Raw genomic sequence first — 17,175 nt, 5'->3', positions numbered from 1 at the left:
GTACCGGGTCGAAAACCCCCGGTCTGTCCAGACGCGGCAGTTTTTTAAGTAGCACTGTGATTGACGCAGGTGATCGGGGGCTTCGGCCTTCCTTCGCTTTCCCCGGCGGCGCAGACCGCTTTAACGCAGACTTCTAGGGTTTTTCATGACGCGCTACATATTCGTCACGGGCGGTGTTGTTTCTTCATTGGGGAAAGGCATTGCCTCGGCTTCATTGGCGGCCATCCTGGAGGCGCGGGGGCTCAAGGTCACCATGCTCAAACTGGATCCGTACATCAACGTCGATCCGGGCACCATGAGCCCGTTCCAGCACGGTGAAGTGTTCGTCACCCACGACGGCGCCGAAACCGACCTGGACCTGGGTCACTACGAGCGGTTCATCCGCACGACCATGACCCAGAACAACAACTTCACCACCGGCCGTATCTACGAGCACGTGCTGCGCAAAGAGCGCCGTGGTGATTACCTGGGCGCGACCATTCAGGTCATTCCGCACATCACCGACGAGATCAAGCGCCGCATCATCAAGGGTGCTGGCGATGCCGACGTGGCCCTGGTGGAAATCGGCGGTACCGTGGGTGACATCGAGTCGCAACCGTTCCTCGAGGCGATCCGTCAGCTGCGTGTCGAAGTGGGCTCCAAGCGCGCCATGCTGATGCACCTGACCCTGGTGCCGTACATCGCCACCGCAGGCGAGACCAAGACCAAGCCGACCCAGCACTCGGTCAAGGAGCTGCGCTCCATCGGCCTGCAGCCTGACGTGCTGATCTGCCGCTCCGACCACCCGGTCGATGTCTCCTCGCGTCGCAAGATCGCCCTGTTCACCAACGTTGAAGAGCGTGCGGTGATCTCCCTGGAAGACGTCGACACCATCTACAAGATCCCGGCCGTGCTGCACGCCCAGGGCCTGGATGACTTCGTCGTCGAGCGCTTTGGCCTGCAGTGCAATGGCGCCGACCTGTCCGAGTGGGAAAAGGTCGTCGATGCCAAGCTCAATCCAGAGCACGAAGTGACCATCGCCATGGTCGGCAAGTACATGGAACTGCTGGACGCCTACAAGTCGCTGATCGAAGCGATGAGCCATGCCGGCATCCAGAACCGCACCAAGGTCAACCTGCGTTACATCGACTCCGAAGACATCGAGAACCAGGGCACCAGCCTGCTCGAAGGCGCCGATGCCATTCTGGTTCCGGGCGGCTTCGGTCTGCGCGGTGTCGAAGGCAAGATCACTGCCGTGCAGTACGCTCGCGAGAACAAGGTCCCGTACCTGGGTATCTGCCTGGGCATGCAGGTCGCGGTCATCGAATTCGCCCGTAACGTCATGGGCTGGAAAGATGCCAACTCCACCGAGTTCGATCGCAACAGCGCTCACCCGGTCGTCGGTCTGATCACCGAGTGGGAAGACGCCACCGGCGCGGTTGAAACCCGTACCGAAGCCTCCGATCTGGGCGGCACCATGCGTCTGGGCGCCCAGGAATGCCAGCTGGAAAGCGGCTCCAAGGTCCACGACTGCTACGCCAAGGACGTGATCGTCGAGCGTCATCGTCATCGCTACGAAGTGAACAACAAGCTGCTGCCACAGCTGGTCGACGCCGGCCTCAAGGTGTCCGGTCGTTCCGGTGACGGCGCGCTGGTCGAAGTGGTCGAGTCGCAGGATCATCCGTGGTTCGTCGCTTGCCAGTTCCACCCTGAGTTCACCTCGACCCCGCGTGACGGTCATCCGCTGTTCAGCGGTTTCGTCAAGGCGGCACTGGCTCAAAAGAACAAGGCCTGATCCATGACCCAGAAGATCATTCGCGTCGGTAACATCGAGATCGCCAACGACAAGCCGTTCGTCCTGTTCGGCGGCATGAACGTGCTGGAATCCCGTGACCTGGCCATGAAGGTCTGTGAAGAGTACGTGCGGGTTACCGAGAAACTCGGTATCCCTTACGTGTTCAAGGCCAGCTTCGACAAAGCCAACCGTTCGTCGATCAACTCCTACCGTGGCCCTGGCCTGGAAGAGGGGATGAAGATCTTCGAAGAGATCAAGCGCACCTTCAATGTGCCGCTGATCACCGATGTTCACGAGCCGCACCAGGCGCAAGCCGTGGCTGAAGTCTGTGACATCATCCAGCTGCCGGCCTTCCTGTCGCGCCAGACCGACCTGGTGGTGGCCATGGCCAAGACCGGCGCGGTGATCAACATCAAGAAGGCCCAGTTCCTCGCACCTCAGGAAATGAAACACATCCTGACCAAGTGCGAAGAAGCCGGTAACGATCAGCTGATCCTCTGCGAGCGCGGTTCGAGCTTCGGCTACAACAACCTCGTGGTCGACATGCTCGGTTTCGGCATCATGAAGCAGTTCGAGTACCCGGTGTTCTTCGACGTGACCCACTCCCTGCAGATGCCGGGTGGTCGCGCCGATTCCGCCGGTGGCCGCCGTGCCCAGGTCACCGACCTGGCCAAGGCCGGTCTGAGCCAGGGCCTGGCCGGGCTTTTCCTTGAAGCCCACCCGGACCCGGACAATGCCAAGTGCGACGGTCCTTGCGCCCTGCGCCTGGACAAACTGGAGCCATTCCTGGCCCAGCTCAAGCAACTGGACGATCTGGTGAAGAGTTTTCCGACGGTAGAAACCGCGTAATCCTCAATTCTCCGGTAAAGTACCCCCCGTTCAACCTCTGACCCTCGGGTCAGGGGTTTGCGTTCGCCAGGCCTGCCTGTTTCAAAACTGCCCGGCGAGCGGCAAGATTTTTCTCAGCTGCGTTGTCTTCGTCAATTCTGGAGTGCTTACAACAATGGCAAAAATCGTCGACATCAAAGGTCGTGAAGTTCTCGATTCGCGTGGTAACCCCACCGTAGAAGCGGACGTACTGCTCGACAACGGCATCATCGGCAGCGCCTGCGCGCCGTCCGGTGCTTCCACTGGCTCGCGCGAAGCGCTGGAGCTGCGTGATGGCGACAAGAGCCGTTACATGGGCAAAGGCGTACTGAAAGCGGTCGCCAACATCAACGGCCCGATCCGCGACCTGCTGCTGGGCAAAGACCCGGTTGACCAGAAAGCCCTCGACACCGCCATGATCAAGCTGGACGGTACCGAGAACAAGGCCAACCTGGGCGCCAACGCCATTCTGGCTGTGTCTCTGGCTGCTGCCAAAGCCGCTGCCCAGGATCAGGACCTGCCGCTGTACGCGCACATCGCCAATCTCAACGGCACCCCAGGCCAGTACTCGATGCCGGTTCCGATGATGAACATCATCAACGGTGGCGAGCACGCCGACAACAACGTCGACATCCAGGAGTTCATGGTTCAGCCGGTCGGCGCCAACACCTTCTCCGATGGCCTGCGCATGGGCACCGAAATTTTCCATCACCTCAAAGCCGTGCTCAAGGCCCGTGGCCTGAACACCGCGGTAGGTGACGAAGGTGGTTTCGCGCCTAACCTGGCTTCCAACGAAGACGCCCTGGCCGCCATCGCTGAAGCTGTGGCCAACGCTGGCTACAAGCTGGGCACCGACGTGACCCTGGCCCTGGACTGCGCAGCCAGCGAATTCTACGAAGACGGCAAGTACAACCTGTCCGGTGAAGGCAAGTCGTTCGACGCGGAAGGTTTTGCCGAGTACCTCAAAGGCCTGACCGAGCGTTTCCCGATCATCTCGATCGAAGACGGTCTGGACGAGTCCGACTGGGCTGGCTGGAAGATCCTCACCGACAAGATCGGTGCCAAGGTACAACTGGTCGGTGACGACCTGTTCGTGACCAACACCAAGATCCTGAAGGAAGGCATCGACAAGCAGATCGGCAACTCGATCCTGATCAAGTTCAACCAGATCGGCTCGCTGACCGAAACCCTGGAAGCCATCCAGATGGCCAAGGCTGCCGGTTACACCGCGGTGATCTCGCACCGTTCGGGCGAAACCGAAGATTCGACCATTGCCGACCTCGCTGTAGGCACCGCTGCCGGCCAGATCAAGACCGGTTCGCTGTGCCGTTCCGACCGCGTTTCCAAGTACAACCAGCTGCTGCGTATCGAAGAGCAACTGGGTGCCAAGGCCGTGTACCGTGGTCGCGCCGAGTTTCGCGGCTAAGCAAGAGATGGTAAAAAGACAGCAGCCAAGGTTCGCTGAGCAGTCATACTGACGGTTCAGCAGCTTGTTGCAGCAGGTCTGAATACACAAAGCCTGGCTTCGGTCAGGCTTCGTGCCATCAGTGCCCTGCAGAGGTGGCGGTCTTTTTCCACTGGATACCCTGATGCGCAGTCCCTATTGGTTGTTCCTCGTCCTGCTCCTGCTGCTTGGTGGCCTGCAGTATCGCCTGTGGGTGGGCAATGGCAGCCTGGCCCATGTCACCGAGCTCAAGCAACAGATTGCCGACCAGCACGCCGAAAACGAGCGTCTGCTGGAACGTAACCGTGTGCTTGATGCTGAAGTACTGGAGTTGAAGAAAGGTATGGAAACCGTCGAAGAACGGGCTCGCCATGAACTGGGAATGGTCAAGGAGGGTGAAACCCTCTACCAGCTAGCCCAATGAACCAGACCTTGCCGGCCTTCTGGGCCGTGATTCCCGCCGCGGGCGTTGGTGCCCGCATGGCTGCCGACCGTCCCAAGCAGTACTTGCAATTGGGCGGGCAGACCATTCTCGAGCATAGCCTCGACTGTTTTCTCGACCATCCCTGTGTCAAAGGGGTGGTGGTCAGCGTTGCCGCTGACGATCCTTACTGGCCCGGCTTACGCTGCGCCAGCGACCCACGTATCCAGCGCGCCGCCGGTGGCCAGGAGCGCGCCGACTCGGTGCTCAACGCCTTGTTGCTGTTGCACGCCCAGGGCGCCGCGGACAGCGACTGGGTGCTGGTGCACGATGCCGCGCGCCCGAATCTGGCACGCAGCGACCTTGACCGCTTGCTGTTCGAGCTGGCTGACGATCCGGTCGGTGGCCTGTTGGCCGTGCCGGCCCGCGATACTCTCAAGCGCGCCGACGCCAAGGGACGGGTCAGCGCTACCATCGACCGCAGTACCGTGTGGCAGGCTTATACCCCGCAGATGTTTCGCTTGGGCACCTTGCATCGGGCCCTGGCCGATAGTCTGGTGGCGGATGTGGTGATCACCGACGAGTCCTCGGCCATCGAGTGGGCCGGGCAGGCACCGCGTCTGATTGAAGGGCGTAGTGACAACATCAAGGTGACCCGGCCGGAAGACCTTGAGTGGTTGCGTCAGCGCTGGGCCAAGCGCGGCTGATGGGGCCTCATCGCCGGCAAGGCCGGCTCCCACAATAGTCCTGCTTGAACCCTGTGGGAGCCGGCCTTGCCGGCGATGCTCGATCAGGCAGTGCGGTATTCAGGCAGATCAGCCAACCCTTCTCGCAGATAATCCACCAGCTTGCGCACCTTCGGCGACAAATGCCGTTGCTGCGGGTACAAGGCCCACACTGCGGTATTAGGCGGCTGCTGAGCCTCAAGCAGCGACACCAGCGCCCCGGTTTTCAAGTGTTCAAGCACGTAATAGTCCGGCAGCTGACACAACCCCATCCCCTGCAACGCCGCATCCAGCACCGCTTGCCCACTGTTGCAGCGCCAATTGCCTTGCACCCGCAGGCCTTGCTCGCGACCGTCCTGCTGCAGCGTCCAGATATCCGAGCTGCCAATCAGACAATTGTGCCGAGCCAGTTCCGACACGCTGTGCGGCCGACCGTAACGCTCCAGGTAAGCCGGCGAGGCGCACAGGTACATACGCCGCGGCGCCAGTCGGGTCGCTACCAGGCGCGAATCCTGAAGGCGGCCCAGGCGGATGGCCAGGTCCATGCCTTCGTGCAGCAGGTCGAGGGTGCGATTGCTCAGTTCGACATCGACCCGCAGCTGCGGGTACAGCGCCATGAAGCGCGTCACCAGCGGTACGATGAAGCGCTCGCCATAGGCCACCGCACAGGTCATGCGTAGCAAGCCCTTGGGTTCGCTGGTGAGGTCGCCCATGGCGCGCAGGGCTTCCTCGCGACCATCCTGCAGGCGCTGGCAATGCTGCAGAAAAGTCTGCCCGGCTTCGCTCAAGGTCACTTTGCGCGTGCTGCGGTAGAGCAGCCGGGTTTGCAGACGGTCTTCCAGGCGGGCGATCTGGCGGCTGATGTGTGAAGAGGAAACCCCCAGGCGTTCGGCCGCAGCGGTGAACTGGCCTGACTCGGCCACCGCGACGAATTCGTCGATACCTTCCCAGCGGCTACTCATTGATTATCCCTACATGGCAATAATGTTTTGTCTTTGACCTGATTATTAATCAAATGATCATGAATTACACTTTGAGCCTGAACTGACCCCTTTGCTGGAGAAGATTGATGATCAAGTCCCGTGCCGCCGTTGCCTTCGAGGCCAAAAAACCGCTGGAGATCGTCGAAGTCGACGTGGCCATGCCCAAGGCCGGTGAAGTGCTGTTGCGCGTTGTTGCCAGCGGTGTCTGCCACACCGATGCCTACACCCTGTCCGGCGCGGACCCTGAGGGTATCTTCCCGTCGATCCTCGGCCACGAAGGTGGCGCCATCGTCGAGGCGGTGGGTGAGGGCGTCACCTCGGTGGCAGTGGGTGATCATGTGATCCCGCTGTACACCCCGGAGTGCGGCCAATGCAAATTCTGCCGCTCCGGCAAGACCAACCTGTGCCAGGCGATTCGCGCCACTCAGGGCAAGGGCCTGATGCCAGACGGCACCACGCGTTTCTCCTACAAAGGTCAGCAACTGTTCCACTACATGGGCACTTCGACTTTCTCCGAGTACACCGTGCTGCCGGAAATTTCCGTGGCCAAGATCCAGAAAGAAGCACCGCTGGAGAAGGTCTGCCTGCTCGGTTGCGGCGTCACCACCGGCATCGGCGCGGTGCTCAATACCGCCAAGGTCAAACCGGGGGATACCGTGGCCATCTTCGGTCTCGGGGGCATCGGCCTGTCGGCGATCATCGGTGCGGTCAAGGCCAAGGCTGCGCGAATCATTGCCGTGGACATCAACCCGGGCAAATTCGAGATCGCCCGGCAACTGGGCGCTACCGATTGCGTCAACCCGAAGGACTACGACCGTCCAATCCAGGAAGTCATCGTCGACCTCACCGACGGTGGCGTGGACTTCTCCTTCGAATGCGTGGGCAACGTACAGCTAATGCGCGCGGCGCTGGAGTGCTGCCACAAGGGCTGGGGCGAATCGGTGATCATTGGTGTTGCTGGCGCCGGCCAGGAAATCTCCACCCGTCCGTTTCAGCTGGTGACCGGCCGGGTCTGGCGCGGTTCGGCGTTTGGCGGCGTGCGTGGCCGCAGCGAGCTGCCGAGCTACGTGGAAATGTCGGAAAAAGGCGAGATCCCGCTGGATACCTTCATCACCCACACCATGGGCCTGGAAGACATCAACAAGGCTTTCGACCTGATGCATGAAGGCAAGAGCATTCGCAGCGTCATCCACTTCTGAGGTTTGCCATGAGCCTGGAAAACATTTCCTGCCAGAAGAGTTTCGGCGGCTGGCACAAGCGTTACCGCCACCGCTCGGAGGTGCTCGGTTGTGACATGGTGTTTGCCGTCTATCTGCCGCCGCAGGCGGAGCAGGGCGGCAAACTGCCGGTGCTGTACTGGCTCAGCGGCCTGACCTGCACCGACGAGAACTTCATGCAGAAGGCGGGGGCGCACAAGCTCGCCGCCGAGCTGGGGCTGATCATTGTTGCTCCCGACACCAGCCCGCGCGGGCCTCAGGTGCCGGGCGATCCCGACGGTGCCTGGGACTTCGGCCTGGGCGCTGGCTTCTACCTCAATGCCAGCGAGCAACCCTGGGCCCAGCACTACCGCATGCATGACTACGTCGTACAGGAGCTGCCGAAGCTGGTCGAAGCGCATTTCCCCGCGTCAGATCGTCGCGGCATCAGCGGGCACTCCATGGGTGGCCATGGCGCGTTGGTCTGTGCGCTGCGCAATCCCGGGCGTTATCAGTCGGTATCAGCGTTCGCGCCGATCAGCAATCCGATGGATTGCCCCTGGGGGCAGAAGGCGTTCTCCCGCTACCTGGGTGAAGACCGGGCGCGCTGGCGTGAATGGGATGCCAGTGTGCTGATCGCTGATGCTCAGGAACGTTTGCCGTTACTGGTGGATCAAGGGGATCGCGACGATTTCCTCGAAAGCCAGCTCAAACCGCAGGTATTGGTCCAGGCGGCGAAGGCTGCGGGTCATCCACTCGACCTGCGCCTGCAGCCGGGTTATGACCACAGCTACTACTTCATCGCCAGCTTTATCGATGAGCACCTGCGCCATCATGGAGTGGCCCTGGGTTTGTTGTAGGCACGGTCTTACAAATCAGCCTAATGCCCGGCAAAGCGGGTAGAATCACGCCCTGACTCAATCAGGGCGTTTTTTTATGCGTATTGGCCACGGCTACGATGTGCACCGCTTCGCGGAAGGCGATTTCATCACCTTGGGTGGGGTGCGCATTGCGCACAAGTTCGGGCTGCTGGCCCATTCCGATGGCGACGTACTGCTGCACGCCCTGAGCGATGCCCTGCTCGGTGCCGCGGCGCTGGGCGACATCGGCAAGCACTTCCCCGACACCGACCCGCAGTTCAAGGGCGCCGACAGCCGTGTGCTGTTGCGCCATGTGGTCAAGATCGTTCAGGCCAAAGGCTGGCAAGTCGGCAATGTCGACGCCACCATCGTTGCCCAGGCGCCGAAGATGGCCCCGCATATCGATACCATGCGCCAGCTGATCGCTGAAGACCTGCAGGTCGAACTCGACCAGGTCAACGTCAAGGCCACCACCACCGAGAAGCTCGGCTTCACCGGTCGTGAAGAAGGCATTGCCGTCCACGCCGTTGCCTTGTTGCTGCCAGCATGACCGAACTGGAACTGCTTGGTCCGCGTGCATCGGGCCCGGCCCTGGGAAGTGCGATTCTCAAGGCTACCGCCGAAGATTTTCAGGTCGATGAAGTCCTCGACATTCCCTTGTCCGGCAACGGTGAGCACCTGTGGTTGTGGGTCGAAAAACGCGACCTCAATACCGAAGAAGCGGCCCGTCGCCTGGCCCGGGCTGCCGGTGTGCCGCTGCGCAGTATCAGCTATGCCGGCCTCAAGGATCGTCAGGCCCTGACCCGTCAATGGTTCAGCCTGCACCTGCCGGGCAAGGCCGATCCGGACCTGAGCGCGGCGGAAAATGAAACCCTGAGCATCCTCAAACAGACCCGGCACTCGCGCAAGCTGCAACGCGGTGCCCATTCGGCCAATGGTTTCACCTTGCGCCTGACTGCTTTGAGTGCCGATCGCCAGGCACTGGATGCCCGCCTGGAGCAATTGCGTAGCCAGGGCGTTCCCAATTATTTCGGCACCCAGCGCTTCGGCCATGCCGGTGGCAATGTTCACGATGCCCGCGACTGGGCCGGGCGCCAGGCGCTGCCGGAACAGCGCAATGTACGCTCACGACTGCTATCCAGTGCACGCAGCTACCTGTTCAACCAGGTGCTGGCGCAACGCGTAGCCGACGGCAGCTGGCAGCGCGCCCAGGTCGGCGACCTGTTGGCCTTTACCGACAGCCGCAGCTTTTTTCCGGCGGGCGAAGCGGAGTGTTCCGATCCGCGCCTGGCCATTCTCGACCTGCATCCCACCGGCCCGCTGTGGGGCGAGGGGCAGTCCGCCGCCAGCGGCGCCACTGGCGAACTCGAACAGCGCATCGGTGAGCAGCATGCGTCGTTGTGCCAATGGCTGGCGCGGGCGGGCATGAGTCACGAACGCCGCATCCTGCGACTGCCCATTGGCGGTCTGACGTGGCATTATCCCGAGCCTGATATTCTGCAACTGGAATTCGTCCTTCCGGCCGGATGCTTTGCCACCGTAGTGGTGCGCGAGCTCGTTGATCTGGTGTCGGCAGGGCAGACGGACAGCCCATGCGTATTCTGATTTCGAACGACGACGGCGTTACCGCCCCCGGACTTGCTGCGCTGCATGCTGCGCTGGCGGACTATGCCGACTGTGTGGTGATTGCCCCGGACCAAGACAAGAGCGGCGCCAGCAGTTCGCTGACGCTCGACCGCCCCCTGTGCCCGCAGACCCTGGCCAACGGCTATATCAGCCTCAATGGCACGCCGACCGATTGCGTGCACCTGGGGCTCAACGGCCTGCTGGAACAGACACCGGACATGGTGGTGTCGGGGATCAACCTGGGCGCCAACCTGGGCGATGACGTGCTGTACTCCGGTACGGTGGCCGCCGCGCTGGAGGGGCGCTTCCTCGGTGGCACTTCCTTTGCGTTCTCGTTGCTCTCGCGCCTGCCGGACAACCTGCCGACCGCCGCCTATATCGCGCGCAAGCTGGTGGAGGCGCACAAGACGCTGGAATTGCCGCCGCGAACAGTGCTCAATGTGAATATCCCCAACCTGCCGCTGGAACATATCCGCGGTATCCAGTTGACCCGTCTGGGCCATCGCGCCCGCGCTGCGGCGCCGACCAAGGTGGTCAACCCGAGGGGCAAGGAAGGCTACTGGATCGCAGTGGCCGGTGACGCCGAGGACGGCGGCCCGGGCACCGATTTTCATGCGGTGATGCAGGGTTATGTTTCGATCACCCCGTTGCAGCTCGACCGCACCTTCAACGACGCTTTCGAGCGCCTGGATGGTTGGCTGGAGGGGCTGCTCTGATGCGTGAACAGGAGGATCTGATGCGCCATGGTATCGGTTTTACCTCGCAGCGAACCCGTGAGCGGCTGATTCAGCGGTTGATCGAAGAAGGCGTGTCCAACCCCAAAGTGCTCGATGTGCTGCGGCGTACGCCGCGTCACCTGTTTGTCGACGAGGCGCTGGCCCACCGGGCCTACGAAGACACGGCGCTGCCGATCGGCAACAACCAGACGATTTCCCAGCCGTTCATGGTCGCGCACATGAGTGAACTGCTGCTGCAGGCGGGCCCGCTGGACAAGGTGCTGGAGATCGGCACCGGTTCGGGTTATCAGACCGCTATCCTGGCGCAACTGGTCGAGCGGGTGTTCTCCGTGGAGCGCATCAAGGTGCTGCAGGATCGCGCCAAGGAACGCCTGACCGAGCTCAACCTGCGCAACGTGGTGTTCCGCTGGGGCGACGGTTGTGAGGGCTGGCCGGCGCTGGCGCCTTATAACGGCATCATCGTCACGGCGGTGGCTCAGGAAGTCCCGCAGGCCTTGCTGGACCAGCTCGCGCCGGGCGGGCGCATGGTGATTCCGGTGGGGCCGACAGGCGACACCCAGCATTTGATGCTGATCGTGCGTGAAGAGCATGGGTTTTCACAGCAGGTACTGGGCGCCGTGCGTTTCGTGCCGTTGCTGACCGGCCCGCTGGCCTGATCAGGACTTTTTTTCGCAGCGGGCGAATTCCTCCCGTATTGCCCTGTCTATCTGACGGGCTACCCTGTTCTGTCAGGCGTTACATTTTGCGCATGCCCGGCATCCGCAATGCGTATGTGCTCGGTTATAATTGAAACAATATTGCACTTTCGCAACAAGTCACCATGAGAGGGAGCGGCGGGTGGGGTACACAATCAATCAGCAGCGCAGGGGATTTTCGAGCTTCAAGCTTCTGGTGATTGCACTTGCCGCGGGTTCACTGCTTTCGGGTTGTTCCAGCACGTCGACAAACAGTGCGCGAGTGGTCGATCGCAACGCGCCGGTGGCCAAGCGTCCTGCTACCACCAGCGGCCAGTATGTGGTGCGCCCGGGTGACACCCTGTACTCCATCGCCTTTCGTTATGGTTGGGACTACAAGGCCCTGGCTGCCCGCAACGGCATTGCCGCGCCGTACACCATCCGCCCCGGTCAGGCGATTCGCTTCGATGGTCGCTCCGGACCTGCCAGTGCGACCACCACCGTGGTCACCACGTCATCATCGCCTTCAAGTAAAACCACAATCACCACGCGTCCGGCCGGCACTCCCGCCAAGCCTGCGACAGCGCCTGTAACGACCCCCGTGACAACGACGCCAGCGCCGGTGGCAACCACTACTACCGCGCCGGCTCAGGTGCCAGCTGCAGAGCGGGCAGTAGGCGGCTGGGCATGGCCGGCCACGGGTGTTCTGATTGGAAAATTTGCTTCAAACGGCAGTTTGAATAAAGGCATTGATATCGCCGGTGATTTGGGACAGCCTGTTTTTGCTGCGTCTGATGGTTCAGTTGTCTACGCCGGGAGTGGCTTGCGGGGCTACGGCGAGTTGGTCATCATCAAGCACAGCGACACCTACGTCAGTGCCTACGGCCACAACCGCAGGCTTTTGGTTCGGGAGGGACAGCAGGTCAAAGTTGGGCAGACAATTGCCGAAATGGGTTCCACGGGCACAGACCGGGTGAAGCTGCATTTTGAGATTCGCCGCCAGGGCAAACCTGTTGATCCGCTGCAATTCCTGCCGCGTCGTTGATTGCTAGTACCCGGCCTGTTCCTCGCGTAGAGGGGACAGGCTCCAGCGCTGCCAGGGATATTGGCGTCGCTCGAGTCTGAGTTCGAACTCAGCAAAGGACTATAACAATGGCTCTCAGTAAAGAAGTGCCGGAGTTTGACATCGACGATGAAGTGCTCCTGATGGAGACGGGCATCGTTTTGGAAACGGATGTGGTGTCAGACGAACCTGCTGTATCTTCGGTTCGGACCAGGGCTAAACAAGGCTCTACGCTCAAGCAGCACAAGTACATCGACTATACCCGTGCGCTTGATGCAACCCAGTTGTACCTCAATGAAATCGGCTTTTCGCCTTTGCTCTCGCCAGAGGAAGAGGTTCATTTTGCGCGCCTGTCGCAAAGTGGCGATCCGGCCGGGCGCAAGCGCATGATCGAGAGCAACCTGCGTCTGGTGGTGAAGATCGCCCGGCGTTATGTCAATCGTGGGCTGTCGCTGCTGGACCTGATCGAAGAAGGCAACCTGGGGTTGATTCGCGCGGTCGAGAAGTTCGACCCTGAGCGTGGTTTCCGTTTCTCTACCTATGCCACCTGGTGGATCCGGCAAACCATCGAACGGGCGATCATGAACCAGACCCGCACGATTCGCTTGCCGATTCATGTGGTCAAGGAGCTCAACGTTTACCTGCGCGCGGCGCGCGAACTGACCCAGAAGCTCGATCACGAACCGTCCCCGGAAGAGATCGCCAGCCTCCTGGAAAAACCCGTTGGTGAGGTCAAACGCATGCTCGGGCTCAACGAGCGTGTATCGTCGGTGGATGTGTCCCTTGGGCCAGACTCTGACAAGACCCTGCTCGATACCCTGACCGACGATCGCCCTACCGACCCCTGCGAGCTGCTTCAGGATGATGACCTGTCCCAGAGCATCGACCAATGGCTGAGCGAACTGACTGACAAGCAGCGCGAGGTGGTGATTCGCCGTTTCGGTCTACGTGGGCACGAAAGCAGCACCCTGGAAGATGTCGGGCTGGAGATCGGCCTGACCCGTGAGCGGGTTCGCCAGATCCAGGTCGAGGGCCTCAAGCGCCTGCGTGAGATCCTCGAGAAGAATGGCCTGTCCAGTGAGTCGCTGTTCCAGTAAGCACTGTTTGTATCAAAGAACGCCTCGACGTGATCGAGGCGTTTTTGTTTGTGTAGGAAACACGCCACACGGAGGATTTCCTGTTGTTACCAAGGAAACATCCGGTGTTGGTCGATCGCACTCATTCCTGTTGGCGCAGTTGTTTTCCTTGTAAGCCTTCACTTACTCGTTATGTAAGCCATCGCTATAGGTTTTAGTAAAACGTTGTCGTTTTCACTGTGGTTGTTTTTATAAAATATTGATAAATAAAGAATTTATCGTTTGTTTCAGATACGTTTCTGCAGCTTTTTGAGAGCTTTGACCGGTTGAAGGAAACACGGCAGGCGCTAGTATCTCAACTGTGTCTACGGACTGACACAGGCTATCAAGGATGACGGCCAAGGACATCGCAGGACGCGATTCATCAGGATGATGAAAGGGAACAAAGGGACTACGGAAAAAATGTGGGCGGGTTAAACCGCCCCTTTTTTTTGCCTGCAATAAACATAAAAAAAGGCCCTCCAGGGGCCTTTTTTATTGAGCCGGAGCGCTTAACGCTCCAGATCGGCGATCTTGCCTGGCGTGCCATCCCAGTCTGCAGCGTCCGGCAGGGGATCCTTACGCTCGGTGATGTTTGGCCAGATCTCTGCCAACTCGGCATTGAGCTCGATGAAGTTCTCCATGCCGCTTGGCACTTCGTCTTCCGAGAAAATGGCTTGGGCAGGGCATTCAGGCTCGCACAGTGCACAGTCGATGCACTCATCCGGGTGAATGACCAGGAAGTTCGGGCCTTCGTAGAAGCAGTCCACCGGACAGACTTCTACGCAGTCGGTGTACTTGCACTTGATGCAGTTGTCGGTGACGACGAAGGTCATTTCTAATTCTCTCCTCAGGCGACGGCAGCGATACCCTTCCAGACAGGGTCGCTCGGTTTGGTCGTTCGGCTGCAAGCCAGGCTAGTAACTTGCAGCAGCGCCAAACCGCGCGGGATTCTATCAGCTTGTGCGGGCTCGCGTTATAACAGAGTCTTCAGTGTATAGAGCATTTCGATAGCTTGACGCGGCGTCATGTTGTCCAGGTCGAGCTTCCCGAGCTTCTCGATGGCCGGGTGAGGCAGGCTGGCAAACAGGTCGCTCTGGTGCGGAATATCTGGCGCACCCTTGGGCACTGCGGGCATTTCATGGGGCAGGCTGGCGGTTTCCAGGCGGCCCAGGTGTTCGCGCGCGCGCTGGATCACCGGTGTCGGCACGCCCGCGAGCTGAGCCACGGCCAGGCCATAGCTCTGGCTGGCAGGGCCCGGCAGCACATGGTGCAGGAACACGATGCGCTCGTTGTGCTCGGTGGCGTTCAAGTGCACGTTGGCTACCAGCGGCTCGCTTTCCGGCAGCACCGTGAGTTCGAAGTAGTGGGTGGCAAACAGCGTGTAGGCACGCAGTTGCGCCAGACGTTCGGCGGCGGCCCAGGCCAGGGACAGGCCGTCGAAGGTACTGGTACCACGGCCGACTTCGTCCATCAGCACCAGGCTGCGATCGGTGGCGTTGTGCAGGATGTTGGCGGTTTCGCTCATCTCGACCATGAAGGTCGAACGCCCGCCGGCCAGATCGTCGCTGGAGCCGATACGGGTGAAAATCCGGTCGACCAGCGACAGCTCGCAGCTGGCTGCCGGGACGAAGCTGCCGATATGCGCCATCAGCACAATCAGCGCCGTCTGGCGCATGTAGGTGGATTTACCGCCCATGTTCGGGCCGGTGATCACCAGCATGCGGGTGTTGTCGTCCAGGGCCAGGTCGTTGGCCACGAACGGTGTGGTCAGTACCTGCTCGACCACCGGGTGGCGACCCTGGCTGATGCGCATGCACGGCTCGTCGACGAACGACGGGCAGTTCAAGTCCAGGTTCAGTGCGCGCTCGGCGAGGTTGCTCAATACATCCAGCTCGGCCAGCGCAGCGGCGGTGTCCTGCAGCGGCGCCAGATGACCGATCAGGGTTTCCAGCAGCGCATCGTAGAGCATCTTCTCGCGAGCCAGGGCACGGCTCTTGGCCGACAGCGCCTTGTCTTCGAAGGTTTTCAGCTCCGGGGTGATGAAGCGCTCGGCGCCCTTGAGGGTCTGGCGGCGAATGTAGTCGGCGGGCGCCTGCTCGGCCTGTTTGCTTGGCAGCTCGATGAAGTAGCCGTGCACACGGTTGTAGCCGACCTTCAGGTTGGCCAGACCGGTGCGGGCTTTTTCCCGCGCTTCGAGGTCGATCAGGAATTGGCCGGCGTTCTCGCTCATCGCCAGCAGCTCGTCCAGTTCGCTGTCGTAGCCGGTCTTCAGCACGCCGCCGTCGCGGATCACCGCCGGCGGATTGTCGATGATGGCTTTGGCCAGCAGGTCGGCCAGCTCCGGGTAGGTTCCGGCGATGGCCGCCAGCAGCGCCAGGTGCGGCGCTTCCAGCTCGGCCATGGCGTTCTGCAGCTCAGGCAGGGCACCGAGGGCATCGCGCAGGCGCGCCAGGTCACGTGGGCGGGCGTTACGCAGGCCGATACGGGCGAGGATCCGCTCGATGTCGCCGATTTCCTTGAGCTGCGGCTGCAGCTTTTCAAAACGGTAGCTGTCGAGCAGGCAGCGAATCGAGCCCTGACGTGCCTGCAGCACTTTCAGGTCGCGCAGCGGGCGGTTCAGCCAGCGGGTCAGCAGACGGCTGCCCATGGCGGTCTGGCAGCGGTCGATGACCGACTGCAAGGTATTGTCGCGGCCCCCGGCCAGGTTTATGTCCAGTTCGAGGTTGCGGCGGCTGGCGCCGTCGAGGACCACGGTGTCGTCCAGGCGCTCATGCTTGAGGCTGCGCAGGTGTGGCAGGGCGGTGCGCTGGGTTTCCTTGGCGTAGCCGAGCAGGCAACCGGCGGCGCCGATGGCCAGGGTCAGCTTCTCGCAGCCAAAGCCTTTGAGGTCCTGGGTGGCGAATTGCTGGCAGAGGCTTTTACGCGCCGAGTCGCGGTCGAAGTCCCACGGTGCACGGCGGCGTGCACCACGGCGTTTCTCGGCCGGCAGGCCTTGTGGCCAGTCATCCGGGATCAGCAGCTCGACCGGGTTGATGCGTTCAAGCTCGGCCAGCAGGTTTTCCCAGCCCTTGATCTCCAGCACGGTGAAGTTGCCGCTGGTGATGTCCAGCACGGCCAGGCCGAACAGGCGTTCGTCACCCAGCACGGCGGCGATCAGGTTGTCGCGGCGCTCATCGAGCAGCGCCTCGTCGCTGACCGTGCCCGGGGTGATGATGCGCACCACCTGGCGTTCGACCGGGCCCTTGCTGGTGGCCGGGTCGCCGATCTGTTCACAGATCACCACCGATTCGCCCAGCTTCACCAGCTTGGCCAGGTAGCCCTCGGCCGCATGGAAGGGGATACCGCACATGGGGATTGACTGGCCCGCCGATTGCCCACGGGCGGTCAGGGTAATGTCCAGGAGTTTTGCGGCCTTCTTCGCATCTTCATAGAAGATTTCGTAAAAGTCGCCCATGCGGTAGAACATCAGTTGGTCTGGATGCTGGTTTTTCAGCTTCCAGTACTGCTGCATCATCGGGGTGTGTGCGGAAAGATCGCTCATTACAGAAACTTGGCTCGCAGTGTCGTTTAGACCAAAGGCAAGCGGGCAATGGTACAGGGATTTTGCGCGCGATGCCGAGGCGAACAGGCGTGCGCGACCATTTGCCCCTGCATTTTCGTGCATGTTGGCAATTGCATTTCGTATCA

General features: G+C 61.1%; 16 protein-coding genes. 13 read left to right on the top strand and 3 right to left on the bottom strand.

From position 1 onward, the window contains the following. Positions 1 to 145: 145 nt before the first annotated feature. The 5 genes from NPS47_RS07360 to ispD all read left to right on the top strand — a co-directional run bounded on the left by NPS47_RS07360 (position 146) and on the right by ispD (position 5,213). Positions 146 to 1,774 (top strand): CTP synthase, encoded by a 1,629-nt coding sequence (locus NPS47_RS07360; RefSeq protein ID WP_157193720.1) that lies wholly within the window; start codon positions 146 to 148, stop codon positions 1,772 to 1,774. A gap of 3 nt (positions 1,775 to 1,777) precedes the next feature. After that, positions 1,778 to 2,623 carry a 3-deoxy-8-phosphooctulonate synthase gene (gene kdsA, locus NPS47_RS07355; RefSeq protein ID WP_107026008.1) on the top strand — a complete coding sequence of 282 codons (846 nt, stop codon included), beginning with the start codon at positions 1,778 to 1,780 and terminating at the stop codon, positions 2,621 to 2,623. Positions 2,624 to 2,777: 154 nt separating this feature from the next. Beyond that, the gene (gene eno / locus NPS47_RS07350) at positions 2,778 to 4,067 is read left to right on the top strand and encodes a phosphopyruvate hydratase (RefSeq protein ID WP_274294333.1); all 1,290 of its coding nucleotides are present in this window, start codon (positions 2,778 to 2,780) and stop codon (positions 4,065 to 4,067) included. Positions 4,068 to 4,230: 163 nt separating this feature from the next. Then, on the top strand, positions 4,231 to 4,509 hold the full coding sequence (gene ftsB / locus NPS47_RS07345; protein WP_038613966.1) for a cell division protein FtsB: 279 nt from the start codon (positions 4,231 to 4,233) through the stop codon (positions 4,507 to 4,509). Then, complete coding sequence (ispD, locus tag NPS47_RS07340) at positions 4,506 to 5,213, top strand: 2-C-methyl-D-erythritol 4-phosphate cytidylyltransferase (RefSeq protein ID WP_274294332.1); 708 nt, start codon at positions 4,506 to 4,508, stop codon at positions 5,211 to 5,213. Before ftsB ends, ispD begins: the two co-directional genes overlap by 4 nt. An 83-nt stretch (positions 5,214 to 5,296) precedes the next feature. Here the strand turns inward: ispD and NPS47_RS07335 are convergent, their stop codons facing one another. Then, on the bottom strand, positions 5,297 to 6,193 hold the full coding sequence (locus NPS47_RS07335) for a LysR substrate-binding domain-containing protein (RefSeq protein WP_274294331.1): 897 nt from the start codon (positions 6,191 to 6,193) through the stop codon (positions 5,297 to 5,299). 107 nt (positions 6,194 to 6,300) lie between these two features. Between NPS47_RS07335 and NPS47_RS07330 the strand changes: the two genes are divergently transcribed. The 8 genes from NPS47_RS07330 (at position 6,301) to rpoS (ending at position 13,467) form a co-directional block, all read left to right on the top strand. Continuing rightward, positions 6,301 to 7,413, top strand: a complete 1,113-nt coding sequence (locus NPS47_RS07330; protein WP_274294330.1) for an S-(hydroxymethyl)glutathione dehydrogenase/class III alcohol dehydrogenase — start codon at positions 6,301 to 6,303, stop codon at positions 7,411 to 7,413. 8 nt (positions 7,414 to 7,421) lie between these two features. Then, positions 7,422 to 8,270: an S-formylglutathione hydrolase gene (gene fghA, locus NPS47_RS07325; RefSeq protein ID WP_274294329.1), complete on the top strand. Its 849-nt coding sequence runs from the start codon at positions 7,422 to 7,424 to the stop codon at positions 8,268 to 8,270. Positions 8,271 to 8,346: 76 nt separating this feature from the next. Further along, positions 8,347 to 8,820: a 2-C-methyl-D-erythritol 2,4-cyclodiphosphate synthase gene (gene ispF, locus NPS47_RS07320; protein WP_274294328.1), complete on the top strand. Its 474-nt coding sequence runs from the start codon at positions 8,347 to 8,349 to the stop codon at positions 8,818 to 8,820. Next, positions 8,817 to 9,875 (top strand): tRNA pseudouridine(13) synthase TruD, encoded by a 1,059-nt coding sequence (gene truD / locus NPS47_RS07315; protein ID WP_274294327.1) that lies wholly within the window; start codon positions 8,817 to 8,819, stop codon positions 9,873 to 9,875. Before ispF ends, truD begins: the two co-directional genes overlap by 4 nt. Next, positions 9,863 to 10,612 carry a 5'/3'-nucleotidase SurE gene (gene surE / locus NPS47_RS07310; RefSeq protein ID WP_038613949.1) on the top strand — a complete coding sequence of 250 codons (750 nt, stop codon included), beginning with the start codon at positions 9,863 to 9,865 and terminating at the stop codon, positions 10,610 to 10,612. Before truD ends, surE begins: the two co-directional genes overlap by 13 nt. Then, positions 10,612 to 11,289: a protein-L-isoaspartate(D-aspartate) O-methyltransferase gene (locus NPS47_RS07305; RefSeq protein ID WP_274294326.1), complete on the top strand. Its 678-nt coding sequence runs from the start codon at positions 10,612 to 10,614 to the stop codon at positions 11,287 to 11,289. Before surE ends, NPS47_RS07305 begins: the two co-directional genes overlap by 1 nt. A gap of 181 nt (positions 11,290 to 11,470) precedes the next feature. Then, positions 11,471 to 12,352 carry a peptidoglycan DD-metalloendopeptidase family protein gene (locus NPS47_RS07300; protein ID WP_274294325.1) on the top strand — a complete coding sequence of 294 codons (882 nt, stop codon included), beginning with the start codon at positions 11,471 to 11,473 and terminating at the stop codon, positions 12,350 to 12,352. A gap of 107 nt (positions 12,353 to 12,459) precedes the next feature. Beyond that, positions 12,460 to 13,467: an RNA polymerase sigma factor RpoS gene (gene rpoS / locus NPS47_RS07295; protein WP_038613944.1), complete on the top strand. Its 1,008-nt coding sequence runs from the start codon at positions 12,460 to 12,462 to the stop codon at positions 13,465 to 13,467. A gap of 530 nt (positions 13,468 to 13,997) precedes the next feature. Here rpoS and fdxA read toward each other — a convergent pair. Further along, positions 13,998 to 14,321 (bottom strand): ferredoxin FdxA, encoded by a 324-nt coding sequence (gene fdxA, locus NPS47_RS07290; RefSeq protein WP_274294324.1) that lies wholly within the window; start codon positions 14,319 to 14,321, stop codon positions 13,998 to 14,000. Between the two features lie 140 nt (positions 14,322 to 14,461). Continuing rightward, positions 14,462 to 17,029: a DNA mismatch repair protein MutS gene (gene mutS, locus NPS47_RS07285; protein ID WP_274294323.1), complete on the bottom strand. Its 2,568-nt coding sequence runs from the start codon at positions 17,027 to 17,029 to the stop codon at positions 14,462 to 14,464. Positions 17,030 to 17,175 lie beyond the last annotated feature (146 nt).

It is taken from the genome of Pseudomonas putida (assembly GCF_028682475.1).
GTDB lineage: Bacteria > Pseudomonadota > Gammaproteobacteria > Pseudomonadales > Pseudomonadaceae > Aquipseudomonas > Aquipseudomonas putida_AG.
The sequence above is the reverse complement of the archived record's forward strand: the minus strand, read 5'-3'. Positions and strand labels throughout refer to the sequence as shown.